This is a genomic window from Pseudomonas sp. p106 (assembly GCF_003936645.1).
In the GTDB taxonomy this organism is placed as follows: domain Bacteria; phylum Pseudomonadota; class Gammaproteobacteria; order Pseudomonadales; family Pseudomonadaceae; genus Aquipseudomonas; species Aquipseudomonas putida_E.
Genome location: NZ_RHQR01000003.1, coordinates 350,949 through 357,687, shown reverse-complemented (window position 1 = coordinate 357,687; position 6,739 = coordinate 350,949). Strand labels below are relative to the sequence as shown.

Below are 6,739 nucleotides of genomic sequence, written 5' to 3'. Positions count from 1 at the left end.
GGCTGCCACAGGTACCCCGCTGTCTCAGGTTCTGCGGAGTACCTGTGGCAGCCGGCTTGCCGGCGATTGGGTTTAACACTGCTCCCAAGGCATACTACTGCCCTCCCCGGCCATAACCCCCCGCCTCCCCATGCGCATCCACGTCAGCTTCATCGACCGCGTCGGCATCACCCAGGAAGTCCTCGCCCTGCTCGGTGCCCGCAACCTCAACCTGGACGCCGTAGAGATGGTCCCGCCGAACGTCTACATCGACGCTCCGACCCTCAGCCCCGCCGTTCTCGAAGAACTGCACGACGCGCTGTTCGAAGTACGTGGGGTACAGTCGGTGGACGTGGTCGATATCCTCCCTGGCCAGCGCCGCCACCTGCAGCTCGATGCCCTGCTGGCCGCCATGAGCGACCCGGTGCTGGCCGTCGACAGTGCAGGCCTGGTGCTGCTGGCCAACCCCGCGCTGATCGCCCTGTGCGGTCGTGAGTCAGCGGGGCGGTCTGTTGGCGAACTGTTCGGTGACCCCGCCCTGCTGCAGGCCCTGCTGGACAACAACTTCCACCTGCCGATGCGCGAGATGCAACTCAACGGCCAGAGCCTGCTGCTGGACGCCACGCCCATCACCAACGCCGGCGGCCTATTGACTCTGTACCCGCCCAACCGCATGGGCGAGCGTCTTTCGGCCCTGCACCACGACCATGCCGAAGGCTTCGATGGGCTGCTCGGCGAGTCCCCGGCCATCCGCACCCTCAAGGCCCGCGCCCTGCGCGTGGCGGCCCTGGATGCGCCCCTGCTGGTACATGGCGAGACCGGCACCGGCAAGGAACTGGTGGCCCGCGCCTGCCATGCCATCAGCAGCCGGCAAGCGGCGCCTTTCCTGGCCCTCAACTGCGCCGCGCTGCCCGAGAGCCTGGCCGAGAGCGAACTGTTCGGCTACGCCCCAGGCGCCTTCACCGGTGCCCAGCGCGGTGGCAAACCCGGGCTGATGGAGCTGGCCAACCAGGGCACGGTATTTCTCGACGAGATCGGCGAGATGTCGCCATACCTGCAGGCCAAACTGCTGCGTTTTCTCAGCGACGGAAGCTTTCGCCGTGTGGGCGGCGACCGTGAGGTGAAGGTTGATGTACGCATCATCAGCGCCACCCATCGCGACCTTGAACGCATGGTTGCCGAGGGAACGTTCCGAGAAGACCTGTTCTACCGCCTCAACGTACTCAACCTGCAAGTACCGCCCTTGCGCGACCGTGGCCAGGACATTCTGATGCTCGCGCACTACTTCATGCAGCAGGCCTGCACGCAGATCCAGCGCCCGGCCTGCCGACTGACCCCGGCCACGCACTCGGCACTATTGGCCAACCCATGGCCGGGCAACGTACGCCAGCTGCAAAACGTGATATTCCGCGCGGCGGCCATCTGTGAAAGCAACCTGGTGGATATCGGCGACCTGGACATCGCCGGCACCTCAGTGGCGCGTGGGCAGGATGGCGAGGTTGCGAGCCTGGAACAGGCGGTGGGGGATTTCGAGCGTGAACTGCTGCAACGGCTGTACGCCAGTTATCCCTCGACCCGGCAGCTGGCAGGCAGGCTACAAACATCGCATACCGCAATTGCACAGCGGTTGCGCAAGTACGGAATTGCAGGCAAGTCCTGAATTGCCTGGCATTGCCATTCCTCGCAAGGAACCGTAACGATTTAAATACAGTGTATCGAATAAGATACAGTGCCATTCCCGCCCCCGCTTGCAAGGGTTTGATCCTCCAAACCTTTTGCCAGCGCATACATCTGTAGCGTTTTCATTCCAAGAAAGAGAGTGCATTGTTACGCAAAAAACGTAACTTACTGATTTAAATGCATTTTTATCTTATGGCCGCATTTTTGCTTAGGGAAATCCAACCCAAGAGCGCGAACCCACCGCGCCCAACGCCCTGCTTCCCGAGGATTCCCCATGAGCGAGTTGCGTTTCACCGAAGATCACGAATGGCTGCGCGTCGAAGCTGACGGTAGCGTCACCGTAGGCATCACCGCCTACGCCCAGAACGCCCTTGGCGATGTGGTCTACGTGCAACTGCCGGAGTTGCAGCAATACGACAAAGGTGCCGAAGCCTCCACCGTTGAGTCGGTCAAAGCCGCCAGCGGCGTGTACATGCCTCTGAGCGGTGAAGTGGTCGCCGTCAATGACGGCCTGAACGACAGCCCTGAGCTGGTCAACGAAGACCCGCTGGGCGAAGGCTGGTTCTTCCGTTTCATTCCGGCCGACATGAATGAAGTGGCTGCCCTGCTCGACCAGGATGCCTACGACCGCCTGATCAAAGCCAACGACGACGCCTGAGGAACCCGAAGATGACCATCAACCTCGGCACCGCCAACGAATTCATCGCCCGCCACATCGGCCCACGCGCCGCAGACGAGCAGGCCATGCTGGCCACCCTGGGCTTCGACTCGCTGGAGGCCATGACCGCCGCAGTCATCCCCGACACCATCAAGGGCACCAGCGTACTGGGCGCCGAAGACGGCCAGAGCGAGGCCGATGCCCTCGCCGCGCTGAAAGCTATCGCCGGTAAAAACCAGCTGTTCAAGAACTATATCGGGCAGGGTTATTACAACACCCACACCCCGGCGCCAATCCTGCGCAACCTGCTGGAAAACCCGGCCTGGTACACCGCCTACACCCCTTACCAGCCAGAAATCTCCCAAGGCCGCCTGGAAGCCTTGCTCAATTTCCAGACCTTGATCAGCGACCTGACCGGCCTGCCGATCGCCAACGCCTCCCTGCTCGACGAAGCCACCGCGGCAGCCGAGGCCATGACCTTCTGCAAACGCCTGTCGAAGAACAAGGCCAGCCATGCCTTCTTCGCCTCGGTGCATTGCCACCCGCAGACCCTCGACGTCCTGCGTACCCGTGCCGAACCACTGGGTATCGAGATCGTGGTGGGCGACGAGCGTGAACTCGATGACGTCAGCGCCTTCTTCGGTGCGCTGCTGCAATACCCGGCCAGCAATGGCGAGGTGTTCGACTACCGCGAGCTGGTGCAACGCTTGCACGGCGCCAACGCCCTTGTCGCCGTGGCCGCCGACCTGCTGGCCCTGACGCTGCTGACCCCTCCGGGCGAGTTCGAAGCAGACGTTGCCATCGGCAGCGCCCAGCGCTTTGGCGTGCCACTGGGCTTTGGCGGCCCGCACGCGGCCTACTTCGCCACCCGCGACGCATTCAAGCGTGACATGCCGGGCCGCCTGGTCGGTGTGTCGATCGACCGTTTCGGCAAGACTGCCCTGCGCCTGGCCATGCAAACCCGCGAGCAGCATATCCGCCGCGAGAAGGCCACCAGCAACATCTGTACCGCCCAGGTGCTGCTGGCCAACATTGCCAGCATGTTCGCGGTGTACCACGGCCCTGCGGGCCTCAAGCGCATCGCCGAACGCACCCACGCGCTGACCGCGATCCTCGCTGCTGGCCTGAAAACCCTCGGCGTGCAAGTGGTCGGAGAAACCGCGTTCGACACCCTGACCCTGGCCACCGGCAGCGCTACCGCAAGCCTGCACGACAAGGCACGCGCCCAGCGCATCAACCTGCGCCAGATCGACGCCGCCCACCTGGGCCTGTCGCTCGACGAGACCAGCACCCAGGCTGACGTCGAGGCGCTGTGGCAGCTGTTCGGTGGCCAACAGGCACAACCGGACTTCGCCGCCCTGGCCGCCAGCACCGGCTCGCGCCTGCCTGCCGCCCTGCTGCGCCAGTCGGCCATCCTCGAACACCCGGTGTTCAACCGCTACCACAGCGAAACCGAGCTGATGCGCTATCTGCGCCGCCTGGCCGACAAGGACCTGGCGCTGGACCGCAGCATGATCCCGCTGGGCTCGTGCACCATGAAGCTCAACGCCGCCAGTGAAATGATCCCGGTGACCTGGGCCGAGTTCGGCAACCTGCACCCGTTCGCCCCGGCCGAGCAAAGCCAGGGTTACCTGCAGATGACCACCGAGCTGGAAGCCATGCTCTGCGCCGCCACCGGCTACGACGCCGTGTCGCTGCAACCCAACGCCGGCTCCCAGGGCGAATACGCGGGCCTTCTGGCCATCCGCGCCTACCACCGCAGCCGCGGCGAAAGCCATCGCGACATCTGCCTGATCCCCTCCTCGGCTCATGGCACCAACCCGGCAACCGCACACATGGCCGGTATGCGCGTCGTGGTCACCGCGTGTGACGCGCGTGGCAACGTCGATGTCGAGGACCTGCGCGCCAAGGCCATCGAGCACCGTGAGCGCCTGGCCGCGATCATGATCACCTACCCGTCGACCCACGGCGTGTTCGAAGAGGCGATCGGCGAGATCTGCGCGATCATTCACGACAACGGCGGCCAGGTGTACATCGACGGCGCCAACATGAATGCAATGGTCGGCCTGTGCGCACCGGGCAAGTTCGGCGGCGACGTCTCGCACCTGAACCTGCACAAGACCTTCTGCATTCCGCACGGCGGTGGCGGCCCAGGCGTCGGCCCGATCGGCGTCAAGTCGCACCTGGCGCCGTTCATGCCCGGCCACGCTCAGTTGCAGAACCGTGACGGGGCGGTATGCGCCGCACCGTTCGGCAGCGCCAGCATTCTGCCGATCACCTGGATGTACATCCGCATGATGGGTGGTGCCGGCCTCAAGCGTGCCTCGCAGATGGCGATCCTCAATGCCAACTACATCGCCCGCCGCCTGGAAGAGCACTATCCTGTTCTGTATACCGGCGGCAATGGCCTGGTCGCCCACGAGTGCATCCTCGACCTGCGCCCGCTCAAGGACACCAGCGGCATCAGCGTCGACGACGTGGCCAAGCGCCTGATCGACTTCGGCTTCCACGCCCCGACCATGTCCTTCCCGGTAGCCGGCACGCTGATGATCGAGCCGACCGAAAGCGAGGCCAAGGAAGAACTGGACCGCTTCTGCGATGCGATGATCCAGATCCGCGAAGAGATTCGCGCCGTGGAGAACGGTAGCCTGGACAAGGACGACAACCCGCTGAAGAACGCTCCACACACCGCTGCCGAGCTGGCTGGCGAGTGGGCCCACGGCTACAGCCGCGAACAGGCGGTGTACCCGCTGCCAAGCCTGGTGGAAGGCAAGTACTGGCCACCTGTGGGCCGGGTCGACAACGTGTTCGGCGACCGCAACCTGGTGTGCGCCTGCCCGTCGATCGAGAGCTATCAGGACGCCTGACCGCCTGGGGCCGCTTCGCGGCCCATCGCCGGCAAGCCGGCTCCAACCGGGACCGCACAGCTCTGGAGGCCAGCACTGTACCTGTAGGAGCCGGCTTGCCGGCGATGGGCTGCGCAGCAGCCCCAAAGGGTTAACCGGATATGTCAGGAGCAAGCACCATGTCACTGAGCGTCTTCGACCTGTTCAAGATCGGCATCGGCCCCTCCAGCTCCCACACGGTCGGCCCGATGCGCGCTGCCGCGCGTTTCGCCGAGGGCTTGCGCCGTGACGGCCTGCTGGCCAGCACCGCCAGCGTCAAGGCCGAGCTGTACGGCTCACTGGGTGCCACGGGCAAAGGCCATGGCAGCGACAAGGCGGTACTGCTTGGCCTGGAAGGCGAGCACCCCGATACCGTCGACACCGAAGCCATTCCCGCCCGCCTGCAGGCAATCCGTGAAAGCGGCCACCTGCACCTGCTCGGTGAACACACCATCGCCTTCGTCGAGAAGCAGCACCTGGCGATGATCCGCAAGCCTTTGGCATACCACCCCAACGGCATGATCTTCCGCGCCTTCGATGCCGCCGGCCTGCAAATCCGCAGCCGGGAGTACTACTCGGTGGGCGGCGGTTTCGTGGTCGACGAAGAGGCCGCCGGGCAAGACCGCATCGTCGAGGACAGCACCGTACTCGCCTACCCGTTCAAGACTGCCAAGCAACTGCTCGGGCATTGCACCGCGCAGCAGCTGTCGGTGAGCCAGGTGATGCTGGCCAACGAGGCGGCCTGGCGCCCCGAGGCCGAAACCCGTGCGGGTCTGCTGCGGATCTGGCAGGTGATGCAGGATTGCGTCGCAGCCGGCTACCGGCACGAGGGCATCCTGCCGGGCGGGCTCAAGGTCAAACGCCGGGCACCGGCACTGTACCGCCAACTCAGCCAGCACCCGGAGGCCAACCTGCGCGACGCGTTGTCGGTACTTGACTGGGTCAACCTGTATGCCTTGGCGGTCAACGAGGAAAATGCCTACGGCGGGCGCGTGGTCACTGCACCGACCAACGGTGCGGCAGGCATCGTGCCGGCAGTACTGCACTACTACATGCGCTTCGTCCCCGGCGCCAGTGAAGACGGCGTCGTGCGCTTTCTACTGACTGCCGCAGCCATTGGCATCCTGTACAAGGAAAACGCCTCGATCTCCGGGGCCGAGGTCGGCTGCCAGGGCGAAGTCGGGGTGGCCTGCTCGATGGCAGCCGGCGCCTTGTGCGAAGTGATGGGCGGCAGCGTGCAACAGGTGGAAAACGCCGCCGAAATCGGCATGGAGCACAACCTGGGGCTGACCTGCGACCCGATCGGTGGGCTGGTACAGGTGCCCTGCATCGAGCGCAACGCCATGGGCTCGGTCAAGGCCATCAATGCGGTGCGCATGGCCTTGCGTGGCGACGGGCAGCACTACGTGTCGCTCGACAAGGTCATCCGCACCATGCGCCAGACCGGCGCCGACATGAAAAGCAAATACAAGGAGACCGCCCGCGGCGGTCTGGCCGTCAACATCATTGAATGTTGACCCGACAACAAACCAAGGAG

General features: G+C 64.6%; 4 protein-coding genes. All 4 read left to right on the top strand.

Features of this window, described 5'->3' with window-relative positions; genetic code table 11:
* The first annotated feature begins 130 nt into the window (after positions 1–130).
* The 4 genes from EGJ09_RS06270 (at position 131) to EGJ09_RS06255 (ending at position 6,719) form a co-directional block, all read left to right on the top strand.
* The gene (locus EGJ09_RS06270) at positions 131–1,639 is read left to right on the top strand and encodes a sigma-54-dependent transcriptional regulator (protein WP_119687723.1); all 1,509 of its coding nucleotides are present in this window, start codon (positions 131–133) and stop codon (positions 1,637–1,639) included.
* A gap of 294 nt (positions 1,640–1,933) precedes the next feature.
* Positions 1,934–2,317: a glycine cleavage system protein GcvH gene (gcvH, locus tag EGJ09_RS06265; RefSeq protein WP_039603903.1), complete on the top strand. Its 384-nt coding sequence runs from the start codon at positions 1,934–1,936 to the stop codon at positions 2,315–2,317.
* Positions 2,318–2,328: 11 nt separating this feature from the next.
* Complete coding sequence (gene gcvP / locus EGJ09_RS06260; RefSeq protein ID WP_125923458.1) at positions 2,329–5,184, top strand: aminomethyl-transferring glycine dehydrogenase; 2,856 nt, start codon at positions 2,329–2,331, stop codon at positions 5,182–5,184.
* Positions 5,185–5,342: 158 nt separating this feature from the next.
* On the top strand, positions 5,343–6,719 hold the full coding sequence (locus tag EGJ09_RS06255; protein WP_046784430.1) for an L-serine ammonia-lyase: 1,377 nt from the start codon (positions 5,343–5,345) through the stop codon (positions 6,717–6,719).
* Positions 6,720–6,739: the final 20 nt, after the last annotated feature.

Bases quoted from the DNA above. Each gene is read 5' to 3' on its own strand.
- EGJ09_RS06270 (WP_119687723.1), top strand. From the start codon at position 131: ATGCGCATCCACGTCAGCTTCATCGACCGCGTCGGCATCACCCAGGAA.
- gcvH (WP_039603903.1), top strand. From the start codon at position 1,934: ATGAGCGAGTTGCGTTTCACCGAAGATCACGAATGGCTGCGCGTCGAA.
- gcvP (WP_125923458.1), top strand. From the start codon at position 2,329: ATGACCATCAACCTCGGCACCGCCAACGAATTCATCGCCCGCCACATC.
- EGJ09_RS06255 (WP_046784430.1), top strand. From the start codon at position 5,343: ATGTCACTGAGCGTCTTCGACCTGTTCAAGATCGGCATCGGCCCCTCC.